Below are 22,936 nucleotides of genomic sequence, written 5' to 3'. Positions count from 1 at the left end.
TGGATGGCAGCATGAAGCTTACCAAAGACTCTAACATTGAATTTTCCATGATGCAAAGATAAGATTTTTTTTCTTTCCCCACTATTTATCGGGTGAGCCGTAATTAAAGCATGTTTGGTATTTAGCATATTGTTTTTGTTATTTACCGTTAAGGCTAGTGCCGCAGGTTTAGATGAGATTCATTATATAGGTAATCAGCTACATCTGACATCAACAAAAGTTGATGAGAGTAGTGTGGGCAATCAGGTGCCGCGTGCTCCTATGGCACCGTTGACTATAAGTATTGACGGCAATACGCTTTATCTGTATGAACAGTTTACAGAAATGTCGCTTGAACTTTCTGATGAAAGCGGTGTTGTCTTTACTGACTATATTGCCGGAGGTGCATACAATACAAGCCTTCCTTCAGACCTTAAAGGCACTTATGAGCTTTTGATGAATGATGGTGAGTATATTTATACATGTACTCTTGTTATAGAATAAATTATACTTTATAAAATATATGTCCGTGTAATACCTATGTTTACATTTTAAACTAAGAGTCTAAATCTCTCTCGAATTAAGGTTTGTTGATTATTGCACGGACGGGTTAAATTGAGATTTTCTCTCAATCGGCACAAAACTTTTATATATATATGAAAGCGCAGCAGTTTTGTATTAATTAATACAGGCTGCTGCTGTTTTTCTTTTGGTATTTTGACAGGTGGTTATTGCTTACTAACGATAAAATGCAGTCTTTATATCTTTAAGATGATATCAAAAAATGTGATTATGTTATGCTGCCGCATAAATCTTTCGTGTAAAGCGACTCTTTGCGTGTATAAACTAAAATATAAGGTCGTTATGGAATATACGATTTTCTTGGCTGAATGCTGAATCGTTAATCCTGTGGGCAATTTGTTATTTTGGATAAAATCGTTTTTTGTTACAGACTTTGTGTATAATCCTCTTGACTATTGTTAGGGGAGTGGGAGCTGTGCATCGTAGTTTGACGTCAGATGTCCCTAATATTTACGTAACCGTTCATTACAGCATAGATGGTAAGTGCCGACACACTTTTCACTTGGAGCTTTTCCATGATATTGTGACGGTGTGTTACAACTGTAGACAGGCCGATGTTAAGTTTGTCGGCAATCTCTTTATTTATAAGCCCTTTGACAATAAGGGACATCACTTCAATTTCTCTGTCAGAAAGAATTTTGGCGTGCCTCACGGCATTGGTCTTTGGCAGATGGCGTCCTTCAGAATGGGCCATCTGTTCGAGCCATAAAAGAGATTTGATTAGCTCGTTTTCTTTCTTGTCTGTATATAGACAATGAAAGGCTGTAAGCTGTTGGTTAATATCAGCTGACGAACTAGTCAGCATGATTGTTTTCTTTATATTACTTAAGTAAAAGTCTTTATCTTCAAGAATGATGTTAGCTGAGGCAAAATAATGATAGTATTTATCCGGTTGTGCGTTCAGCAAATCCTGGGTTGAATTGAATATTTCGACAGACATCATGGGAATAATATTCTGTAGAATGCTTTTCAGCCCAATGGCTGCAAGCGTATTGTTGTCGATTATGGATATCTGAGGAAATTTGCTGTACATATGTGATGTGTGTTATGTTATCTGTTGAAAACAAATGTAGGGACAAAAACATCAGTTTGTCCCTACATTTTAATTTATACCTTTGATTTAATTTTATTGAATCCTTATGACAAGAATCCGAGAAGAGCACCGGCAGCAACGGCTGAACCGATAACTCCTGCTACGTTCGGACCCATAGCGTGCATCAGAAGGAAGTTGTGGCGGTCGTATTCGAGTCCCAGGTTGTTTGATATACGCGCACTCATAGGTACGGCGCTGACGCCGGCATTACCGATAAGCGGGTTTATCTTCTTGCTCTTGGGCAAGAACAGGTTCATCAGTTTCACGAAGAGTACTCCTGATGTAGATGCCACGATGAAAGAGAATGCACCCAGAACGAAGATGAATATTGTGTTCATTGTGAGGAACTCGCTTGCCTGAGTTGAGCATCCTACAGTAAGGCCAAGCAATATTACGACGATATCGTTCAGTGAACTGCCTGCAGTTTTTGCCAGACGTGTTGTCTTGCCTGATTCTTTCAGAAGGTTACCGAAGAACAGCATACCGAGCAGCGGCAGACCTGACGGAACGATGAATGTGGTAAGCAACAGACCGATAATAGGGAACATAATACGCTCTGTCTGGCTTACGTGGCGTGCCGGCTTCATGTGGATTACACGCTCCTTCTTTGTTGTGAGCAGACGCATCAAAGGAGGCTGGATAACCGGTACCAGTGCCATGTATGAGTAAGCACATACTGCAATGGCTCCCATGAGGTTCGGACTCAGCTTGGATGACAGGAAGATAGCCGTAGGACCGTCGGCACCACCGATGATGGCGATACCTGCAGCCTGATTGGGCTCAAATCCGAATGCAAGTGCAAGCATATAAGCTCCGAAGATACCAAACTGAGCTGCTGCTCCGATAAGGATAAGCTTAGGGTTGCTGATCAGTGCAGAGAAGTCTGTCATTGCACCAATGCCAAGGAATACCAAAGGAGGATACCATCCTTGACGTACACCCTGATAGAATATGTTAAGTACAGAATTGTCTTCGTAAAGTCCTATTTCAAGTCCGGCTTCAGCCTTGAACGGAATGTTTCCGAGGATGATGCCAAGGCCGATTGGAACAAGCAGCAATGGTTCGAAGTCTTTTTTAATGGCCAGCCATATGAAGAATATGCCGGCAGCAATCATGATGATGTTACCCACTTCGGCATTTGCGAATCCCGTATAGGTAATGAAATCATAAAAATTGCTTTGAATAAAATCTATAAATCCCATGGTAGTTAAATTATCCGATTGTTATTAAAGCATCACCTTCCATTACGGTGTCACCCTTGTTTACTAAAACAGATGTAACAGTACCGCTGCATTCAGCTTCGATATTGTTTTGCATCTTCATAGCTTCGAGTATTATTACAGTGTCACCGTCTTTCACAGTATCGCCAACTTTAACTTTGATGTCTGTGATCGTTCCTGGCAGCGGAGCAGTAACCTTCATTCCTGCACCAGCTGGAGCTTCAGCCTTGGGCTTGTCGGCTACCGGAGCAGCAACAGGCTGAGCAGCAGGAGCTACCGGAGCAGCAACCTTAGGCTTATGAGGCTTTGTTGCCGGATTAATAGGACGTTTCATCTCCACTTCGAATGAAATGCCGTTTACATTAACTTTGGCAATGTTGCCTTCTACATCCACGATCTCAACGTCATAGTCAACGCCTTGTACTTTATATTGATATTTGTTCATTTCTTTATTTTGTTAAAGGTGTTAGTAAATATTATTGTTGTTTTTCCTATTAAGGTATTATTGGTTCTTCAGGATGAATGTTCCAATATGTATGGTGAGGTTTGATCGTTATCACGTTGCTTTCTATATCGTGTACGTCATCTTCGTATTGTTTCAGTGCCATGGCGATGACGGCGATATAAATTTCTTTGTCGATACCTCCAGTCTGCAAACCGTCTTTAAGGATAACCTTAGTCTTATGTCCGGTTTCGGCAATCTTTTCACCTGTTTTCACAGCGGCCTTGATAGGCTGAATCTTGCCGGCTTTCTTAATGGCTTGTTTATGTGCCATAAACAGACCTAATATTCTGAAGAACACATACAGCAGTGCGAGACAAGAGAACACAATGCCCATTGACAGAACAGTTATACCAAATCCGTGTGGGTCTTCTCTTTTCAGTTTGGCAATCTTTGTCTCATTTGCGTGGATGTAATTTTCAATTCCGGGTGTTACGCAGTCAGACGTTTTAACAGCCCATTGGTCGGCACCGTCTTTAATTCGTGCATAAGACTGGTTGGCAGCCAATGGCGGAACTGTTACTGAGTCGATAATGTCGACGGCATTTCCGTCATAGAGCGCAATCCAAGTAGGCTTGTCCTTGCTGATCTGGGCTGACAAATGTAGTGTACCGTGAGAAGGATTGCTGTTGAAGAAGAACAGCAAATGTTCGCGCGCAGACATTGATGTGCGGTTGTCTCCGTTAGGAATACAACTCATCATCTTGATGCGTTGCGGAACAGAAAGTCCTTTGTTAAGAACTCTGCGGTCTGTTGTGATGTACATACCGCGTACGTCATAAGTGGAAAAAGAAGTATTGGCCAATTCAATCCAGGCCCTTCTGTTTCCGAATTCGTCTTGAAGGTTAGCTGTGTTGTTTGTCAGCACTTCATTTATCTTAATGTTTTTGGCTCCTTGGCCATACATCGTCAGAATGCCGGCAAACATGGTACAAAGCAGTAAACCAAACTTTTTCATATTAGAGTATTAAAATTAAGTAATTATATTCCGCAGAAGAACAGCACAATGATTTGTGCAGTGAATATTCTAAGGAACATGCTCAGCGGATAAACTGTAGAATATCCTATTGATGGCGCTTCCTTCGAACATATAGAGTTAGCATAAGCAAGTGCAGGTGGGTCGGTGTATGTTCCTGCAATCATACCCATTATTGTGAAATAATTAAATTTATATTTCTTTCTTGCAATGATGCCTATAATAAGAATAGGTATAATGGTTATCAAGAAACCTGTGTATACATATTTAACTCCGTCTCCTTGTATCACAGTCTCAAGGAATCCGTCACCGGCCTTGATTCCGACACTTGCCAAGAATAGCATCAATCCTATTTCTCGCAGCATCATATTGGCACTTGTCGTAGTGTACGTTACAAGATGCACTTTGTAGCCGTAGCGTCCGATAAGGATGGCTATGATAAGCGGTCCTCCGGCTATACCTAATTTTATAGGTACAGGAATACCAGAAATGGCCACAGGTATGCTTCCGAAAAGAATACCGATAAATACTCCGACAAATATTGTTGCGATGTTAGGAGCATCGAGACGCTTGATAGAGTTTCCCATAACGGCAGCCACTCTATTTACAGCGTCTTCTGGTCCTACAACCATTATGCGGTCGCCAACCTGTAATGACAGGCTAGGGATGGCAAACAAGTCCATACCCTGACGTGTGACACGAGTGACATTTACTCCATAGGCACTTGAGAAATGCATCTGTCCGAGAGTCTTTCCGTTTATTGAAGAGCGGGTAACAAGGATTCTCTTGCTGACCATAGGCTCATCCTGCTTTTTCCAGTCGACATTTATTGTCGGACCGATAAATGCAATGATAGCTTCTGCGTCATTTTCAGCGCAAACAACAAACAGTTTGTCGCCAATATGGAAGATGGTGCTACCGTTAGGTATGCTTACGTGTCCGTCATGCAATATGCGTGAACATACGAAGTCGCGGTTAAGGAAGTTGTGGACCTGAGCCAATGTCTTTCCTTCAAGGTATAGATTGGTTACCTCAAGATCCATAAAATGAGGCTTTACGTCATCATTGTCCTCTTCTTCTTTGGCCAACTCTTCCTCCTCCTTTTCCAACTTTATACCGAATATGTATTTTATGGCAATTGTTGCTCCGATAATGCCCAGTACACCTAATGGATATGCACAGGCATAACCAGAGGCTATCTGTGGCACTTCGCCTTTGTCGAAGATAGAGTAGAGCGTCTCATTGGCAGCTCCAAGACCCGGGGTGTTTGTTACTGCACCATAAAGAGTACCCACCATCATCGGTAAGTTCTTAGGGTCTGATGTGTCAAAGAAGATGTAATAACATGCAAACATCACAATAACGTTCAGAACAACCATTACGGTTGACAGGAGGTTTAGGGTTATTCCGTCTTTTCTGAAGCTCTCCAGAAAACCAGGACCGACCTGAAGTCCGATCATGAACACAAAGAGTATCAGTCCGAACTCTTGGAGAAATGATAGAATGTTTGTTGGTGCGGTAAAGCCAATATGTCCTGCGGCAATACCTGCAAAGAGTACAAATGTCACTCCGATGGAAATACCTCCGATTTTTATTTTCCCAAGGTATACTCCCACGGCAATCACAATCGCATAGAGCAGCACTATGTGTGCCACTGAATCTGTAGTAGTAAATAAATTAATCAGCCAATCCATAACATGTTTTTACGATTTTGCAAAAGTAGATAAAATATTACTCATTTAATAATTTTTGTGCAATTATTTTATGCCTAATTTTCCCGTTTTTGTATTTTTCACGGTTATAAATTAATTTCTGTTCTTTTTTTGTCGTTTGTTTGAAAAAATACTATCTTTGCAAAATAGAATTACGTGATTTCCAAGTGTGATGATTTCATTTTGTCATTTTGGTCGTTGTGTGTTCTATATTTGACGGTTAGAATGCGTGTGAGCCTTAGCCGCATTTATAATGCCCTGTCTCACGCATCGTGTCCTTTGCCGTGTTAACGAAGCTGATATATATAAAAACATAAAACAACTTATATAATATTACACTTATGTCAAACTGCAAAGAAAAGCTCTTTACTGAGTTTGTTGCGCCTTCCAAGCAAGAATGGCTTGATAAGATTCAGGTCGATCTGAAAGGTGCCGATTTTGATAAACGCCTTGTATGGCGTACGAACGAGGGTTTCAACGTGCAGCCTTTTTATTTAAGAGAGGATGTTGAAAAGTTGAAGACACCAGAATCTTTACCAGGAGAATTTCCTTTTGTTCGCGGTAACAAAAAGAATGACAACGAATGGTATGTGCGCCAGAATATTAAGGTAGATGACGCCAAGACTGCTAATGAGAAAGCCTTAAGCTTGCTCAACAAGGGTATTGACTCTCTGGGATTCAAGATTTCCGGAGATAATGTAAATAAGGATTTTGTAGAGACTCTGCTGGATGGTATCGTATGTGATGCCGTTGAACTGAACTTCTGCACATGCAAACGTCATACATTGGCTTTGGCTCAGATCCTTACAGAGTATTTTGAGCAGAAAGGCTATGATAAGGCTAAGATTGTAGGCTCTCTTGACTGGGATCCTATGGAGAAGGTGGTTATGAAGGGAAAGGACGTTACTCCTATCTTGGACATAGCTCCTGAACTTGTAAAGGCTTTGGTCGCTTATCCTAATTTCCGTTGCATTGCAGTTAATGCTGTTTCTTTGAATAATGCCGGTTCTTATATCGTTCAGGAATTAGGATATGCTTTGGCATGGGGAAATGATTATCTTAACAAGCTCGTTGAGGCTGGTGTTGATGTTGACCTCGCAGCAAGTAAGATAAAGTTCAACATGGGCATTTCTGAAAACTTCTTTATGGAGATTGCCAAGTTCCGCGCTGCACGTATGCTGTGGGCTGAAATCGTTAAGCAGTATGAGCCGAAGAGCGATGAGTCATGCAAGATGTGCGTTAATGCCGTTACTTCAAAATACAATATGACATTGTTCGACAGCTATGTTAACCTGCTCCGTTCTCAGACTGAGACAATGAGTGCTGCATTGGCTGGCGTTCATTCTATTGTCGTAACTCCGTTCGACGCTGTATATGAAACTCCTAATGAGTTCTCAGAGCGTATAGCACGTAACCAGCAGCTGTTGCTTAAAGAGGAAAGCCACTTTGACAAGGTTGTTGACCCGGGTGCAGGAAGCTACTTTATCGAGGAACTTACAACATCTCTTGCTAACGAAGGATGGAAGATCTTCTTGAACGTAGAAGATAACGGCGGCTTCCTTGAAGCTGCAAAGAAGGGCATGATTCAGGACGATATAAATGCTACCAACGCCAAGCGCCATGAGGCTGCTGCAAAGCGTAAGGAATTTATCCTTGGTACAAACCAGTTCCCGAACTTTACAGAAAAGTCTGAAGGCAAGCGTGCTCTGACATGTTGTTGCTCTTGTGGAGATGAACATGAGGCTGCATTTAAGTCTATCAACTCTTCACGTCTGGCTGCTGATTATGAAGACCTTCGTATAAAGGTTGAAAACAGTGAGAAAGTGCCTGTTGCATTTATGCTTACTATCGGTAATCTTGCCATGCGTCAGGCTCGTGCTCAGTTTAGTTGTAACTTCTTGGCATGTGCCGGTTATAAGGTTGTTGACAACCTTGGATTCAGCACAGTCGAAGAAGGTGTTGATGCCGCATTGAAAGCCGGTGCAGACATTGTTGTTCTGTGCTCAAGCGATGACGAGTATGCAGAATATGCAATTCCTGCATACAAGTATCTTGACGGCAGAGCCATGTTTGTTGTTGCCGGTGCTCCTGCTTGCATGGAAGACCTTAAGGCTGCCGGCATAGAGAACTTCATACACGTACGTTGCAACGTTCTTGAAACATTGAAAGAGTATAACGCTAAATTGGGTATAAAATGAGAAAGAATTTTAAAGACATCGATATATTTTCAGGAATAAATCCTGTTGATGGAAACGAATGGCAGAAAGCCAACGGGATAACTCCTAATTGGAAAACTCCTGAACACATAGAGGTTAAGCCCGTATATACAAAAGAAGATCTTGAGGGCATGGAGCACCTCGACTATACAGCCGGACTTCCTCCTTTCCTGCGTGGTCCGTACAGCATGATGTATCCTTTCCGCCCGTGGACTATCCGTCAGTATGCCGGTTTCTCAACTGCAGAGGAGAGTAACGCATTCTATCGCCGCAACCTGGCCAGTGGACAGAAAGGTTTGTCTGTTGCGTTCGACCTTCCTACCCACCGTGGTTACGACCCAGACAACGCACGTGTAGTAGGTGACGTAGGTAAGGCAGGTGTGTCTATCTGTTCTGTTGAAAATATGAAGGTTTTGTTCAACGGAATTCCTTTGAACAAGATGTCTGTTTCAATGACAATGAACGGTGCCGTTCTTCCTGTTATGGCATTCTATATCGTTGCCGGACTGGAGCAGGGCGCTAAGCTTGAAGAAATGGCCGGAACAATTCAGAACGATATTCTGAAAGAGTTCATGGTGCGCAACACATATATCTATCCGCCTGCATTCTCAATGAGAATCATCAGCGATATCTTTGGCTATACGTCAAAGCTGATGCCTAAGTTCAACTCAATATCTATTTCTGGTTATCACATGCAGGAAGCCGGTGCTACAGCTGATATCGAGTTGGCTTACACAATTGCCGACGGTCTTGAGTATGTTCGTGCCGGTGTCAATGCAGGTATCGATATCGATGCTTTTGCTCCGCGTCTGTCTTTCTTCTGGGGTATCTCAATGAACCACTTCATGGAAGTTGCCAAGATGCGTGCCGCACGTATGCTTTGGGCTAAGGTTATCAAGCAGTTCAACCCGAAGAATCCTAAGTCTCTTATGTTGCGTACCCACTCTCAGACATCAGGTTGGTCGCTCACAGAGCAGGATCCGTTCAACAACGTAGGCCGTACATGTATCGAGGCTATGACAGCTGCTTTGGGCCATACACAGAGCTTGCACACCAACGCTCTTGATGAGGCTATTGCACTGCCTACTGACTTCTCTGCACGTATCGCACGTAATACTCAGATCTATATCCAGAACGAGACAAAGATCTGCAAGCATATCGATCCTTGGGCTGGTTCATATTATGTTGAGAGCCTTACAAATGAGCTTGCTCATAAGGCATGGGAGCATATTCAGGAAATCGAGAAACTCGGCGGTATGGCTAAGGCTATTGAAACCGGTGTGCCTAAGATGCGTATTGAAGAGGCTGCAGCCCGCACTCAGGCCCGTATCGACAGCGGCGCACAGACCATTGTCGGCACAAACAAGTATCGTCTTGAGCACGAGGATCCTATTGATATTCTTGAGGTTGACAACTCTGCTGTTCGTCAGGAGCAGGAAGAAGGACTTGCTCAGTTGCGCGCAAACCGTGACAACGAGAAAGTTAAGCAGACACTTGCTGCTCTTACAGAATGTGTCCGCACTGGCGAGGGTAACCTTCTTGAAAAGGCTGTTGAGTGTGCCAAGGCAAGAGCAACTCTCGGTGAGATAAGTGATGCCTGCGAGGAAATCGTTGGCCGTTATAAAGCAGTTATTAGAACAATTTCAGGCGTGTATTCATCAGAAAGTAAGAACGACTCAGACTTTGCTAAGGCATGTGAGTTGACAGAAGAGTTTGCAAAGAAGGAAGGTCGCCGTCCACGTATCTTTATTGCTAAGATGGGACAGGATGGTCACGACCGTGGTGCTAAAGTTGTTGCAACAGGATATGCTGACTGTGGTTTCGACGTCGACATGGGTCCGTTGTTCCAGACCCCGGCCGAGGCTGCTCGTGAGGCTGTAGAGAACGACGTTCATATCGTAGGTGCAAGTTCTCTTGCTGCAGGACACAAGACTCTCATTCCGCAGCTTATTGAGGAGCTGAAGAAACTTGGACGTGAGGATATCATGGTAATTGCCGGAGGTGTTATTCCTGCACAGGATTACGACTTCCTCTATAAGGCAGGCGTTGCTGCAATCTTTGGTCCTGGTACTTCTGTTGCCAAAGCTGCATGTGAGATGATGAACATCTTGCTCGATAAAGAATAAGTTTATTGATTGCAGTATTATATAAACGTGGAGCCGTAGATTTTTTTACGGCTCCATTTTTATTTGCCCCCAATCGGGCATTATGGTCCAGCCCGTATTTCTGTTTTATATTGATCGCATTTTTAATTCTTTGCAACTATATTAGACTGTGACTAAGAAAAGCGGCAATAGAAAACAAATAGTCGACAGAAAGTATAGATGCCCCAAACAGATGAAACTATATGCAGCCTAATTACAATTTGTGTTTATCGTTGTATGAATATAATGTTTTTCGTATTGTGAAACGTGACAAATCGAATTACAGAATGTATGCTTTTACACGATAAAATACGGCTTTTTACATCACAAAAGCACACCTTTTGCGGATGCCATAGATATCTATGGCATATAATGCTAAATAAAGTTTTTAAGAAACTCGTCACTCGTCACATTTACGCTTAACATATTGTATGTCAAAGTATTACAGCGTGATAAGTTGCGTTTTGAACTCATCACGCAAATACCATGCAAGCCATGTGTGATGAGTTGAAGTCTTAACTCGTCACATCGCAAATGTTTGGATCACAGGCGATTATGCTATGATGTGACGAGTGATGAGTTTCTTAAAAACTTTTTACAGTTATTGCATTGTCTTTTCCCAAATTTGGTTGACTTCAAAGAGTCCTTTCCCTGATTAAAGTTGACTTCTGTTAAACTTGTAACTGTTATTGGTTGTCAATACTTTATATTTGATACGCATATTTTTCCAAGCAACAATTTTATGTATAGGCGCTAAGAAACGTGCTTTGCAGATATAAACAAAGGCATCTGTAGTAATTACAGACGCCTTTGTTAATGCTGTTTAAGAATATATTATTCGTTGATAGCAGCAACACCGGGAAGAACTTTTCCTTCGATAGCTTCGAGCAGAGCACCACCACCGGTAGAGATGTATGACACTTTGTCTGCCATACCGAACTTGTTGATACATGCAACAGAGTCGCCACCGCCGATGAGAGAGAATGCTCCCTTAGATGTAGCTTCTGCTATAGCCTCAGCAATTGCTCTTGAACCGTCAGTGAATTTCTCAAACTCAAATACACCGGCAGGACCGTTCCACAGAATTGTCTTGGCGTCTTTGATTGCATCAGCAAATGCCTTGCGTGTCTCAGGACCTGCGTCCATGCCTTCCCAGCCTTCGGGAATGTTGTCAGACATGCAAACCTGTGTGTTTGCATCGTTAGAGAAGTCGTCAGCAGCAACGCAGTCTGTACCCAGAACCAAGTTAACGTTGTTCTCTTTTGCCTTCTTGATAACATCAAGAGCAACGTCCAGCTTGTCGTTCTCGCAGATAGAGTTACCAATCTTACCGCCCTGAGCCTTTGCGAATGTATATGTCATACCACCGCACAGAATCAGGTTGTCAACTTTTCCGAGCAGGTTCTCGATGATACCAATCTTTGTAGATACCTTAGAACCACCCATGATGGCAGTGAACGGACGCTTGATGTTGCTGAGAACATTGTCAACGGCGTTAACTTCTTTTTCCATCAAATATCCCAGCATCTTGTGGTCGCCGTCAAAGTATTCGTCGATAACAGCTGTTGATGCGTGCTTGCGGTGAGCTGTACCGAATGCGTCCATTACGTAGCAGTCAGCGTAAGAAGCAAGTTTCTTTGCAAATTCTTTCTGACGCTCTTTCATTTCTTTCTTTGCAGCATCGTATGCAGGGTCTTCTTTGTCTATTCCTACGGGTTTTCCCTCTTCTTCAGGATAGAAACGCAGATTCTCGAGCAGAAGTGCCTCTCCTGGTTTCAGGGCAGAAGCTTCAGCACTTGCATTTGCGCAGTCAGGGGCAAATTTCACTTCAACGCCCAGGTGCTCAGAAACGTTCTTAACAATCTGGCTGAGTGACATTTTAGGGTTAACCTTACCTTTTGGCTTGCCCATGTGGCTCATCATAATAACGCTACCACCGTCTGCAAGAATTTTCTTCAGTGTAGGCAGGGCACCACGGATACGTGTGTCGTCTGTAACGTTACCATTTTCATCCAATGGCACATTGAAGTCAACACGGACAATAGCCTTCTTACCGGCAAAATTGAATTGATCGATTTTCATATTAGTTTCTATTTATTTTATATAAGTTATAAACTGTCAGTTTTTATTTTGCACGCAAAGTTAGCAATTTTAATTGATATACAATTAAGTGTAAATGATTATTTTAAAATTTTTGACATGATGTTAATCTGAATGTAACCTCTGCTTAGCAATCGGGCATTAAATATTTCTTTGTCGTTATTGCAAACCTCTGGTGTTAACTGTCTGCTGATTTTTCTTATTCCTATGTGATATAGTATTTCTGCACCTTTGAATTTTGGGTGTGCAGCGGTCTTAATGCGTACATGCCGTTATGCTGAATGCTGGAATTTCAAAGGCAATTATGAGCGTTCCATCTTTCAGCAAGCTGTGTAATTTGCAGCCATGTCTGATAGTTCCTGATTAGAAAGCTTTGTCTGAAGGCATAAACCTAAATCGGAAATTAGACCGCATATTACTTTATCAATTTTGTGCATTGATGCTTTCAGCCTGTCTTTTTGTTTCTATTGGCGTCTTTTTGTCATATTTTCTAGACATAGTCCACTGTGCCTGCGAAAAATATAATGAAAATCCGCTCAATATAAAGCAAAAATACAGACCGAATCCTAGTGACAGATTTGGGATAAAAAACATCCCCATCACCTCTTTATGAACAAGATTTTTGGTGGGGATGTTCTTCTGTTTACAGTTTTACGACAACGCTTAGTTGGCGCTTTCTCCTATATATTCTGATTCAATTGCAGGAGTTGTTCCTGCTGTCAGTTCCCATATGTTTTCAGCTTTCCATGTGGAGCCGTCAGCTGCCTTAAGGTCATCTACGCTATTGATTAGTGTTTCGTAATTGTTACCTCCGGCTTCAACGCAATGGTCTGGGTCATATGATTTAGATTTGCCGACAAGCTTTATGGATGTAATGCCGTCAGGCAGCACTGCATAGCAAGATGTGACATGTCCGCTTGTATATCCTGCGATAGATCCTATGCCTGATTCGTCGCCGCTGACACTGCCGTAAAATCCCACATGGGTTGAATAGCAACCATAAACATAGGCTGATTCGTTGTAGTTATAACCGACAATTCCTCCCATGGCCTCTGCCTGTAAATATGCGTCTCCAATGGTTGAGTAGGCGGAGTAGCTGGCTACGACATCTCCACGTGTGTTATAGCCAACAATGCCGCCAAGACGCACACTTTCTTTTGATGTGCTTGATGTTATATTTAAACGGTTTGCCACGCATTGGGCTACAATTCCGAAACTGTTTTCTCCGGCAATGCCTCCGGCCAATACGCCTGATATGGTTGCGCCGTCTACGGCACATTTCAAAAGTCTGCCGCTTGTCTCAACTCCACTTTCTTGCGATGTTGAGCCTACGATGCCTCCTGCGCGTGAGCTGGTGCCGCCAGCTGTAATTGTAGAACTGCCAGATACTGTGCAGTATTCAATTTTACCGTAACTTAAAGCGGCAATGCCTCCGGCGATGTTATTTGCACTGACGGTTGCGTCTGATACGTCGCAGTTGTTAACCTGCACGCTGTTGTTGCCCGTTATCGCCCCCGCACAATATCCTGTTACCGTAGCCTTGTTTATGTCGCAATTGTTGATTATGCCGAAGCTTGCACCTGCAACAACGCCGGCATACGATGAAGATAGGTTTCCTTCTACCGATGCATTTGTAAATTTGATGTCATGCACTTTGGCATTGGAGCCCAGTCCGCTGAAGAACCCTATGTTTGAGGCTTCGCTCTTTATGCTTAATCCGTTGATAGTTTTGTTGTTCCCGTTGAAGTCGCCTGAATATCCGTTTTGCATATTTGTGCCGACTGGTGTCCAGCTTATACCGGACATGTCAATGTTGTTTTCTATGACAACGTTGCTTGTAAGGCAGTCTTCTTGTTTTGCCCATTCCTCCAGACCGGCGGCGTTGAATATGTGGTATGTGCCGTCCGTTTTAGAGTATGAAGCAAATGTTTCGGCATTTATCGTACCTAAATCAAGTATGTGTCCGGCAGTAAGATTTGTTTCTTTCTTGCCTGAACGCATGTAGCCATTGCCGTTTTCGTCATGTAATGTCAGAGTCAGTCCGTTGCTTAGCGTGCCCGGAGCTACAACGAGATAGTATGTACTGCCTGAAATGAAGTCGCCCGTAAGCGTCACTTCTGAAGCTGCTCCCTCTGCCTGTACTGAAGCCGAAGGATCGTTTGATGCTGCATCTATTACAATGGTGCCGGCTAAGGGTTCTCCGCCATTGCCTCTGAACACAGCCTTTTTCACCACATTGTTGCCGCTGTTCAGTGTGAACTTCACCACGGCGCATGTGTTCTTGAATACCAGTTCCCTGTTGGTGGCTGTTGCTACTGACGGATTAAGGCCCTTGGCAAAACTTCCTGCTTTTGATGTCTGAGTGGCATTAAGCGATGTAGTTATTGTTGTGCCTGAAATTGTAGCCTTCGCATCATAAGGATACAGAGCGTAATACGTTGAACTCGTTTCGTCTGCTATACCGGTAAACGTAACAGATGGTCCGCTTTGTGATGTGCTGAAGCGGTTGTTGTCAGACGGGTCGAATAATGAAATTTCATCACCAGTTTCCCATTCAACGCTGTTGCCTTCAGTGAGCTGAGTGCGGGTTATGCTGCCTGAGCCCGCAACAAAACTTGTAAAAACTTTTTTGCCGGATTGTGTGTCGTCCTTTTCGTCTTCGGTACACGATACAAATGCAGTCAGCATTGCTGCAAAACACAGAATGCTGATCATATTAGTGTTGTTTGTCATTTTTGTCTAAGTTTCTGTCTTTAATTTTTTGTCTGAAATATACTTACCATTCATATTCTTCTTCTTCAAAGCCTTCGTGTGTGGCCGTTTCACCGTATCCGCTTCCACAGATAATCTGTTCTGCTTCAATTTCGATGGTTTTGCATGATGGTGATTCGTAATTTTCTTCTTTAGTTTTCATAATTTTATAATTTTAAATTATTGTTATAGGCTTATTCTGGTAAAATCATATTGTATATTGTAATGACTTTGTGCGTTTTGCTTTTTAATCGTAAATCTTATTGCGGTTTTAATAATATGATGTTATTCGTCTGCAGTAAAACAAAGGTATGAGGTTTTTTGCTATGTCTGCTATATTTAGTGTTATTTTTTGTAAATTTGATGAAACTTTTTAACAAGTAGACTTGACATGCTTACGGAAACGGCTTTTAGTGTATGATAGTGGCAATGCATAGTAATAGTAGTGTATAAACAGAATTAACTTTATGTGTAAATTTATAGCTGAAATATATCAGATTTACGTTTTTTATTATTAATTTTACGCCATAAATAGAAAAACGCAAGAACGTAGTTTACGTTGGTTTGCCTGCGTGTTTAGTTGGCACGTTGTGTGTCTTGTGCTTATTTTGATGATTATTATATAAAAAATATAGACGATATGAAAGATTCTATTATTATCGTGAGCGGTGGAATGGACAGCGTTACGCTGCTGTATGAAATGAGGGAGCGGATAGCTTTGGGTATTTCTTTCGATTATGGCAGCAACCATAATAAGCGTGAAATTGCATTTGCAAAGTTGCATTGTGAAAGATTAGGAATAAAGCACATTGTTATTGACCTGGATTTCATGGGCAAGTATTTTAAAAGTTCGTTGCTTGAGGGAGCGGAGGCTATACCCGAAGGCCATTATGAGGCAGAAAACATGAAGTCTACGGTGGTGCCATTCCGAAACGGCATTATGCTTTCTATTGCTGCCGGTATAGCGGAGAGCAACGGACTTAAATATGTGTTGATTGCAAATCATGGAGGCGACCATGCCATTTATCCTGACTGCCGTGCTGACTTTATCAAGGCGATGAGCGACGCCACAAGACTTGGAACTTATCCGGGCATTGAGGTCATGGCTCCATATACCGATATAACCAAGACGGATATTGCGCGCAGGGGAAAGGCTTTAGGCATAAACTATGCAGAGACATGGAGCTGCTATAAGGGCGGAGAGAAGCATTGTGGCAAGTGCGGCACCTGTGTTGAACGTAAAGAAGCCTTGCGTGATGCCGGGATAGATGATCCTACTATATATGAAGGTTGGCATCAGTATTATTGATTTTACTTATTATAATAGGTTTATACAGGCTGTAGGTTCGTATAAATCATGTTGGCTTTGCCAGATAGGAGTGTCTGGATTTGCACTTTGGATATTAATTTTTGCAGATATAAAAAAAACAGGTTGCGTAAATAAGACGCAACCTGTTTTTTATTTTGTGTTATTATTAGAAACTTAGAAGTTATAATATACACCTAATGAAATATTGTTTCCGTCGAAGTCCATACCCCAGGCACTTACGTCAGTGTTGTCGTTCTTTGTATATCCGATGAAGCCAACACGTGCAACAAGGCTAAATTTGTCAACCTTGAGTTCAACGCCCGGTTTCAATCCTATAGACAATACGTCGTCAGCTCCGTTGTAGTGCTTGTATCCGAAACCACCTTCGCAGAATACATTGATAAGTTTGCTGTGCAGGAATGTATAACGTGCATAGGGGCTGATTTCAAATGTGTGAGTAGTAAGACGCTCTGATGTAGCAAACTCGCCATTGTCAATCTGGAGTCCAGCCTTAGACCATCCGAACATAACACCGGCAGCCCAGTTGTCGTTGAACTTATATCCAATTTCAGGAAGCAGGCTATAGATTGTTTCATCGTCGTCGCCGCCGTAATCAACACTTGCAATACCAACATTACCACCTAAATAAACCTGTGCGTTAGCGCATACTGCAATCATAACGACAGCTAAAGTCATGAAAAATTTCTTCATACTAAATCCTTTCTTTTCTTTAATGGTTAATTAACTATTGTTTTTATGCAGGCCGTTTGCAAAAACAGCATGCATGTGATTGCAAAGATGGATATTTAATTTAACATTAGCAAATGTTTTATCCCTTTTTTTGTGTGTTTTGGCAATATGTGTTAAATATTTGGAATAAACGGACAAATTATTTATCTTTGCAAATCTTAATCAATATGTGAAACTTTTAAGATGCAGCGAGTTTTCATAGCAGGCCCATGTGTTATAGAGTCGCAGGATTTATTAAATCGTGTGGCAGAGTGTCTTGTGCGTATAAACAAGAAGTTTAACACTGATATTATTTTCAAGTCGTCTTTTGATAAGGCGAACCGTACTTCAATCAGTTCTTTCCGTGGTCCAGGTATCGACCGCGGACTGCAGATGCTGTCAGACATAAAAGAACGGTATGGCTTGAGGATTTTGACAGACATACATGAGAGCTGGCAGGCTAAGCCAGTTGGAGAGGTGGCTGACGTTATTCAGATACCGGCATTCCTTTGCCGGCAGACTGATCTGCTTGTTGCTGCGGCCAAGACAGGACGCATTGTCAACATCAAAAAAGCGCAATTCTTAAGCGGAAAGGATATGGTTTATCCTGTGGAGAAAGCAAAGGATGCAGGTGCAGTAGATGTATGGCTTACCGAACGCGGCAATATGTATGGCTATAATAATCTTGTGGTGGATTTTAGGAATATTTCCGATATGCTCGACATCGTTCCCACTGTCATAATGGATTGTACGCACAGCGTGCAGAGACCTGGCGGTGGAGGAGGCAAGACTTCTGGCGACAGACGTTTCGTGCCGTCAATGGCTCTTGCTGCCAAGGCTTTTGGTGCAACCGGATACTTTTTTGAAGTACATCCTGATCCTGATAAGGCATTGAGCGATGGTCCAAACATGTTATGTATTGACGATTTGGAAAAAGTTATTGAAAGTATTTGTAAATAAAGTATTTATTTTATGATGGTCGCTAACGAAAGATTAACTCATGTAAGAGAGTATGCCGTCCAGTGTATAAAGGATGAGGCTCAGGCCGTAATGGAACTTCTTCCGCAATTGGATGATAACTTCGATAAGGCCGTTGCCTTGATGTATGGATGTCATGGCAAAGTGATAGTTACTGGAGTTGGTAAGAGCGGGCATATTGGTGCCAAAATAGCTGCAACATTGTCAAGTACCGGAACACCGTCATTCTTCATTAATCCGCTGGATGTCTATCATGGCGACCTCGGAGTTATGACAAAGGATGATGTCGTCTTGGCCATAAGCTACTCCGGACAGACTGACGAACTATTGCGCTTTATCCCGATGGTGCTTCACATGAACATTCCTATTATTGGCATGAGCGGAAATCCCGGTTCATTGTTGGCTAAATATAGCACGGTGCATCTTCATGTGCAGGTAGAGAAAGAGGCGTGTCCGCTTAATCTTGCACCAACGAGCAGTACGACTGCTACTCTTGTTATGGGCGATGCTTTGGCTGTTGCCCTTATGCGTGTACGGGATTTCAAGCCAAGAGATTTTGCTCAGTTCCATCCCGGAGGCGAACTCGGAAAGCGTCTTTTGACAACGGCATACGATGTTATGCGTACAGATGATATGCCTGTCGTTCCGCCGACGATGCATCTTGGTGAAGCTATAATCCATGTGAGCAAATGCAAACTTGGTCTGGCTGTGGCTGTCGTAGACGACAAGATTGTCGGTCTGATAACAGATGGCGATATCCGTAGGGCTATGGAAAAATGGCAGGCGGAATTCTTTGACCGCACGGTCAGTGATATTATGACGCGTACACCGAAGGTAGTTTCGCCGCAGACTAAGATTAGTGACATTCAGAATATAATGAACAAGTATAAGATACATTCGGTGCTGGTGGTTGACGACAACAATCGGCTTTTAGGAGTCGTTGACCATTATCGCTGTATGTTGTGATAATGTATAGCGCCTGCTTTGGGGCAGGCGCTGTTTTTATAAGGTATGAAGATTTGTATTTTTTCAGTATTATTATTTTTTACGTGTAACGTCTGTGCACAGACTTCTGACTCGTTAATTGTTGAGAATTTGCGCAATGAGGGCATAACATTCTCTCATAACAATTCCGTTACACTTTTGATGAGCGGACAGGAGAAGTTCGACGATATGTTTCAGGCCATACGACAGGCACGGAGCAGCGTACATCTTGAATATTTTAATTTCCGTAATGACTCAATAGCATCTTTGCTGTTTCGTCTTTTGGCGCAAAAGGCGAAAGAAGGTGTTGAGGTGAGAGCCTTATTCGACGGTTTCGGTAATGATTCAAACAACCGCCCGTTGAAGCGTAAGCACCTTAAGCAGATGCGTTCAGTGGGGATTGAAATATATGAGTTTGATCCGGTAAACTTTCCCTGGGTGAATCATGTGTTCCACCGTGACCACCGTAAAATTGTCGTAATAGACGGTAAGATAGCATACACGGGCGGAATGAATGTGGCCGACTATTATATCAACGGAACAGAGGTCGTTGGCGAATGGCGCGACATGCATTGCCGTATTGAAGGGGATGAAGTGAACACCCTGCAGAAGATATTCCTACGTATGTGGAATAAAGTGACAGGGCAGAATGTGTATGGTGCAAAATATTATCGTGGTTATCATGGTGCCGACTATATCACAGGACTGAAGCCAGATACATGTTGTACGGCAGGAAAGAAGATGGTAGGCATTATAAACCGTGAACCGCGTGTGACGAATAAGATTATACGCAAGTTCTATACTGATGCCATCAATGAGGCCAAGGACAGCATAAAACTGGTAAATCCTTATCTTACTCTTAACAATACACTGAAACGGGCCTTGCGCAATGCCGTCAAGCGAGGCGTAAAGGTAGAGATTATGGTTTCTGCCCATAGTGATATTCCGCTTACTCCTGACTGTGTCTTTTATAACGTGCATAATCTTATGCAGCATGGTGTGGATGTATGGATATATAAGAAAGGCTTTCATCATACGAAGATCATAATGGTAGACGGGCGTTTCTGCACAGTCGGCAGTGCTAATTTGAATGCCAGAAGTCTTAACTTTGACTATGAAGAAAATGCTGTAATCATAGATCCGTGTACGACAAAAGAGCTTAACGATATGTTTGAAAGGGACAAAGCCGAATCGTTTAAGCTGACAGAAGAGACATGGGATGAATGGCGAACTCCGTGGCAGAAGTTTGTTGGATGGTTTGCCAGTCTGCTCACACCATTCTTGTAGCAGGTCGTTTGCCGACAGATGTTAATTTGTTTTGGCCTGGTCTGCCATTTAGTCAAAGACCACAATGTTCTGACTATTGCCGTTAACATGTGTGTGGCTATAGAATAATAAATAAAAATGTCGCGCAAATTATAAGATTTTTTCTTATAGTTTGCGCGACAATTTTGTAATGACAAGGAAAACAGATAATTTCCTTTATTCCTTTATCAGGTCTGTCATCAGCAAGATGTCAATTTCATCAATGCCGTGTGAAAGCAGAAATTTTCTGTCTTTTGCCAATTCGTCGTATAAGGTTGTTGACGTATCCTTACTTTGGCAAGACATGAACTTCTTAAACATCTCTACGGCTTCGCTTATGTTTCCGAGAAGCCATTGGCAGTATCCGGCATTTAGCCAGTCGCCATTTTCTGTGTCGTTGCTCTTCAGTATGCGCCTGTATGCCTTTTCCGCCTGTTGAAGTTTGTCAAGTCCCATAAGGTTCCATGCAAGGACTCTTGTTACCGGAATAGAGTCGGGATACTCTATGTCAAGCTTAAACAGCAAGTTGGTAGCCTCAGAGTATCTTTCGGCTTTTGACAATGCAACACAATAGTTAAGTGCGTTTGCCTGGCTTTGAGGGTTCTCGTTATACAGAACCTCATACCATTTAGCCGCATCATCATAGTTTTCTGCTTCAAAGCAGGCACGTGCGAGCATCGACTTTGCACGCCGGTTGTCAGGCTGAAGTTCCAGAGACTTTTCGAGATATTCTGCTGCAGATTTAGGGTTGCCGCAATAATTAAGTTCATAGATGCCGTGAATCAGCATGCATTTAGAGTCGTTCGTGTCGTTATATTTAGGCAGCAGATGCTCCAGGGCATTCTTGTTCTTGTGCTTAAGCATGAAATAGCACAGGTCGGGGAGCACCTTCTGTATTTCTGTTCCATTGAAAAGGTCATCGGCAACAAATATAGAGTTCGACTTGTCGAACGGGTTTACAAGTTGTCCACGCTGATGGAAAAGGCGGAAGAAACGATACATATCCTGCAGAATCATGCGTCGTATATATGCCGGCTGCCTTTGGTCTTCATCGCTGACTGTCTGGCCGAGAGCCTCTTTCGTGTTGAACATCTCGCGCATGTTGGCCGGTATATGACTGATGACAGATGCCACGGCAAGCGTGAACGAATATTTGTCGCTGTCGCAGAACGGGCCGTTGTTTAGAATGTTTGTCAGCAACGGAGTGTCTTTCAGCTTGTCAACCGTAGATGATATTTCCGGATGCTCAAGGTAGAAAGGACAGAACCAGTTGGCTGCATGATAGAAGAACGGGAAACGCTTCATCTGAGAGAAACCTCCGAAATAGATGTCTGAGCCTGCTTTCTGCATGTTCATCATCTTTTGGAAACTCTCTTCCATTTTCTCCATTGCACGGTCTGACGCACCCGGATCAAAGATGTCGTTCATCGGGTCGTCTTCTTTCTCGGTAATGCCGAATCGTGTAATGTTCAGGTTGTTGTTCTTCATCAGCTCCGGCATTATGTCGCGCTGAATGGTGTTGTTGTCCTGTTCGGCGTTCATGCAGAATATTATCTGCTTCTGCAGGTCGGCTATCTCGTTTGCCACGCCGTTGCCTTCAAGTACAGAAGCTACCATCTCCCGCATCTGCGGATGCAGTCGCGGACCGGCTGAAAGCGCAAACACCCATCCGACCAGTGCCCGCTGGCGCAGCTTGCTGTCGGTTGTCTTCTTATAGACGTTGATCAGAACATGAAACTTGTTTATGTCCATGTTGTTCATCGTGGCCAGCATTATCGCACTTGTAATCAGCTGCGCGTCAATGATGTCTGTGGCAGGCGACAGCAGTATGCCTTCAAAGAAATCACGCTCGTTGTCGGTCCATTGTCTTGAAACTATGATATAGCCGAACAGGGCCTGTATGAAATCGTTGTGGCGACGGTAAATCTCTTTGCTCTTTTCTGTCCTTGCAGGTTCAGGCTCAAGACTTAGCATGGCAACATCTGTAACAAAAGTCTCGAGAGCTGTCTTGATACGCTCTTCGGAGAAAGACTGATTGACAGACTTTCGTGTGGCTTCGGTGTAAAAAGATATGTTTTGGGCCATATACGCTATGCGCAGGTTGCTAACGAAATTGTATAGCCTTGCCAGCAGTTTGCTGTAAATATCCTTGCGCTGCGGATCGTTGAAGCCCCGCTTCATATATTCCAGCATCAGGTTATAGTCGCGCTCGATGTTTTCAAGTTCATCGTCATACATCATGTATGGATGTGCGCTTACAAACGACCGTGTGGAATGAATGCAGTAGCCCAGTTTTTTTCTGCCGAGCTCTTTGATTATATTGTCAAGCTGTTTGATGTCCTTCGTGTCCATAGGT

At 42.8% G+C, this 22,936-nt stretch carries 17 protein-coding genes; 7 read left to right on the top strand and 10 right to left on the bottom strand.

Translation table 11 applies throughout. The features are described from left to right. Positions 1 to 135: 135 nt before the first annotated feature. Positions 136 to 483 (top strand): hypothetical protein, encoded by a 348-nt coding sequence (locus ACZMIG_RS10925; RefSeq protein ID WP_487889544.1) that lies wholly within the window; start codon positions 136 to 138, stop codon positions 481 to 483. A 511-nt stretch (positions 484 to 994) separates the two neighbouring features. Here ACZMIG_RS10925 and ACZMIG_RS10920 read toward each other — a convergent pair. From ACZMIG_RS10920 to ACZMIG_RS10900, 5 genes are all read right to left on the bottom strand, one after another. Further along, a complete protein-coding gene (locus ACZMIG_RS10920; protein ID WP_418874118.1) occupies positions 995 to 1,594 on the bottom strand; it encodes a response regulator transcription factor in 600 nt (199 codons plus the stop codon). Between the two features lie 104 nt (positions 1,595 to 1,698). Continuing rightward, complete coding sequence (locus tag ACZMIG_RS10915) at positions 1,699 to 2,856, bottom strand: sodium ion-translocating decarboxylase subunit beta (RefSeq protein ID WP_021853606.1); 1,158 nt, start codon at positions 2,854 to 2,856, stop codon at positions 1,699 to 1,701. A gap of 10 nt (positions 2,857 to 2,866) precedes the next feature. Next, entirely contained in the window at positions 2,867 to 3,319 is a 453-nt protein-coding gene (locus ACZMIG_RS10910) for a biotin/lipoyl-containing protein (protein WP_287601966.1), read from the bottom strand. A gap of 49 nt (positions 3,320 to 3,368) precedes the next feature. Beyond that, positions 3,369 to 4,334 (bottom strand): OadG family protein, encoded by a 966-nt coding sequence (locus tag ACZMIG_RS10905; protein ID WP_021853608.1) that lies wholly within the window; start codon positions 4,332 to 4,334, stop codon positions 3,369 to 3,371. Positions 4,335 to 4,357: 23 nt separating this feature from the next. After that, positions 4,358 to 6,046 (bottom strand): putative transporter, encoded by a 1,689-nt coding sequence (locus ACZMIG_RS10900; RefSeq protein ID WP_487889543.1) that lies wholly within the window; start codon positions 6,044 to 6,046, stop codon positions 4,358 to 4,360. Between the two features lie 359 nt (positions 6,047 to 6,405). On the opposite strand from ACZMIG_RS10900, the gene mutA reads away from it, so the two are divergent. Further along, positions 6,406 to 8,262 (top strand): methylmalonyl-CoA mutase small subunit, encoded by a 1,857-nt coding sequence (gene mutA, locus ACZMIG_RS10895; protein ID WP_418874673.1) that lies wholly within the window; start codon positions 6,406 to 6,408, stop codon positions 8,260 to 8,262. Next, on the top strand, positions 8,259 to 10,406 hold the full coding sequence (scpA, locus tag ACZMIG_RS10890) for a methylmalonyl-CoA mutase (RefSeq protein WP_021853611.1): 2,148 nt from the start codon (positions 8,259 to 8,261) through the stop codon (positions 10,404 to 10,406). Before mutA ends, scpA begins: the two co-directional genes overlap by 4 nt. A gap of 852 nt (positions 10,407 to 11,258) precedes the next feature. Here the strand turns inward: scpA and ACZMIG_RS10885 are convergent. The 3 genes from ACZMIG_RS10885 to ACZMIG_RS10875 form a co-directional block, all read right to left on the bottom strand. Then, positions 11,259 to 12,506, bottom strand: a complete 1,248-nt coding sequence (locus ACZMIG_RS10885; RefSeq protein WP_021853612.1) for a phosphoglycerate kinase — start codon at positions 12,504 to 12,506, stop codon at positions 11,259 to 11,261. A 681-nt stretch (positions 12,507 to 13,187) separates the two neighbouring features. Next, positions 13,188 to 15,239, bottom strand: coding sequence for a fimbrillin family protein (locus tag ACZMIG_RS10880; protein ID WP_487889542.1), 2,052 nt, complete (start codon positions 15,237 to 15,239; stop codon positions 13,188 to 13,190). 61 nt (positions 15,240 to 15,300) lie between these two features. Next, positions 15,301 to 15,438 carry a hypothetical protein gene (locus ACZMIG_RS10875; protein ID WP_370799854.1) on the bottom strand — a complete coding sequence of 46 codons (138 nt, stop codon included), beginning with the start codon at positions 15,436 to 15,438 and terminating at the stop codon, positions 15,301 to 15,303. Between the two features lie 477 nt (positions 15,439 to 15,915). Between ACZMIG_RS10875 and queC the strand changes: the two genes are divergently transcribed. After that, complete coding sequence (queC, locus tag ACZMIG_RS10870; RefSeq protein ID WP_053398489.1) at positions 15,916 to 16,584, top strand: 7-cyano-7-deazaguanine synthase QueC; 669 nt, start codon at positions 15,916 to 15,918, stop codon at positions 16,582 to 16,584. Between the two features lie 174 nt (positions 16,585 to 16,758). On the opposite strand, the gene ACZMIG_RS10865 is transcribed toward queC, so the two are convergent. Further along, entirely contained in the window at positions 16,759 to 17,295 is a 537-nt protein-coding gene (locus ACZMIG_RS10865; RefSeq protein ID WP_053398480.1) for an outer membrane beta-barrel protein, read from the bottom strand. A 222-nt stretch (positions 17,296 to 17,517) separates the two neighbouring features. Between ACZMIG_RS10865 and kdsA the strand changes: the two genes are divergently transcribed. Genes kdsA through cls form a run of 3 tightly spaced genes read left to right on the top strand, consistent with a single transcriptional unit; the run spans position 17,518 to position 20,562 of the window. Next, on the top strand, positions 17,518 to 18,273 hold the full coding sequence (kdsA, locus tag ACZMIG_RS10860; RefSeq protein ID WP_021854193.1) for a 3-deoxy-8-phosphooctulonate synthase: 756 nt from the start codon (positions 17,518 to 17,520) through the stop codon (positions 18,271 to 18,273). A 12-nt stretch (positions 18,274 to 18,285) separates the two neighbouring features. Next, positions 18,286 to 19,257 carry a KpsF/GutQ family sugar-phosphate isomerase gene (locus ACZMIG_RS10855; RefSeq protein ID WP_021854192.1) on the top strand — a complete coding sequence of 324 codons (972 nt, stop codon included), beginning with the start codon at positions 18,286 to 18,288 and terminating at the stop codon, positions 19,255 to 19,257. A 45-nt stretch (positions 19,258 to 19,302) separates the two neighbouring features. Then, positions 19,303 to 20,562, top strand: a complete 1,260-nt coding sequence (cls, locus tag ACZMIG_RS10850) for a cardiolipin synthase (RefSeq protein ID WP_125104013.1) — start codon at positions 19,303 to 19,305, stop codon at positions 20,560 to 20,562. A gap of 195 nt (positions 20,563 to 20,757) precedes the next feature. Here cls and ACZMIG_RS10845 read toward each other — a convergent pair whose 3' ends face one another. Beyond that, positions 20,758 to 22,932, bottom strand: a complete 2,175-nt coding sequence (locus ACZMIG_RS10845) for a tetratricopeptide repeat protein (RefSeq protein ID WP_418874675.1) — start codon at positions 22,930 to 22,932, stop codon at positions 20,758 to 20,760. Between the last annotated feature and the right edge of the window lie 4 nt (positions 22,933 to 22,936).

The sequence above is a fragment of the Xylanibacter sp. genome (genome assembly GCF_057607445.1).
This window is presented reverse-complemented; position numbering and strand designations above follow the sequence as displayed.

Coding starts and splice junctions, on each gene's coding strand:
- mutA (WP_418874673.1), top strand. CDS start 6,406: ATGTCAAACTGCAAAGAAAAGCTCTTTACTGAGTTTGTTGCGCCTTCC.
- ACZMIG_RS10885 (WP_021853612.1), bottom strand. CDS start 12,506: ATGAAAATCGATCAATTCAATTTTGCCGGTAAGAAGGCTATTGTCCGT.
- ACZMIG_RS10880 (WP_487889542.1), bottom strand. CDS start 15,239: ATGATCAGCATTCTGTGTTTTGCAGCAATGCTGACTGCATTTGTATCG.
- ACZMIG_RS10875 (WP_370799854.1), bottom strand. CDS start 15,438: ATGAAAACTAAAGAAGAAAATTACGAATCACCATCATGCAAAACCATC.
- queC (WP_053398489.1), top strand. CDS start 15,916: ATGAAAGATTCTATTATTATCGTGAGCGGTGGAATGGACAGCGTTACG.
- ACZMIG_RS10915 (WP_021853606.1), bottom strand. CDS start 2,856: ATGGGATTTATAGATTTTATTCAAAGCAATTTTTATGATTTCATTACC.
- ACZMIG_RS10845 (WP_418874675.1), bottom strand. CDS start 22,932: ATGGACACGAAGGACATCAAACAGCTTGACAATATAATCAAAGAGCTC.
- kdsA (WP_021854193.1), top strand. CDS start 17,518: ATGCAGCGAGTTTTCATAGCAGGCCCATGTGTTATAGAGTCGCAGGAT.
- ACZMIG_RS10920 (WP_418874118.1), bottom strand. CDS start 1,594: ATGTACAGCAAATTTCCTCAGATATCCATAATCGACAACAATACGCTT.
- ACZMIG_RS10910 (WP_287601966.1), bottom strand. CDS start 3,319: ATGAACAAATATCAATATAAAGTACAAGGCGTTGACTATGACGTTGAG.
- ACZMIG_RS10865 (WP_053398480.1), bottom strand. CDS start 17,295: ATGAAGAAATTTTTCATGACTTTAGCTGTCGTTATGATTGCAGTATGC.
- ACZMIG_RS10905 (WP_021853608.1), bottom strand. CDS start 4,334: ATGAAAAAGTTTGGTTTACTGCTTTGTACCATGTTTGCCGGCATTCTG.
- scpA (WP_021853611.1), top strand. CDS start 8,259: ATGAGAAAGAATTTTAAAGACATCGATATATTTTCAGGAATAAATCCT.
- cls (WP_125104013.1), top strand. CDS start 19,303: ATGAAGATTTGTATTTTTTCAGTATTATTATTTTTTACGTGTAACGTC.
- ACZMIG_RS10855 (WP_021854192.1), top strand. CDS start 18,286: ATGATGGTCGCTAACGAAAGATTAACTCATGTAAGAGAGTATGCCGTC.
- ACZMIG_RS10900 (WP_487889543.1), bottom strand. CDS start 6,046: ATGGATTGGCTGATTAATTTATTTACTACTACAGATTCAGTGGCACAC.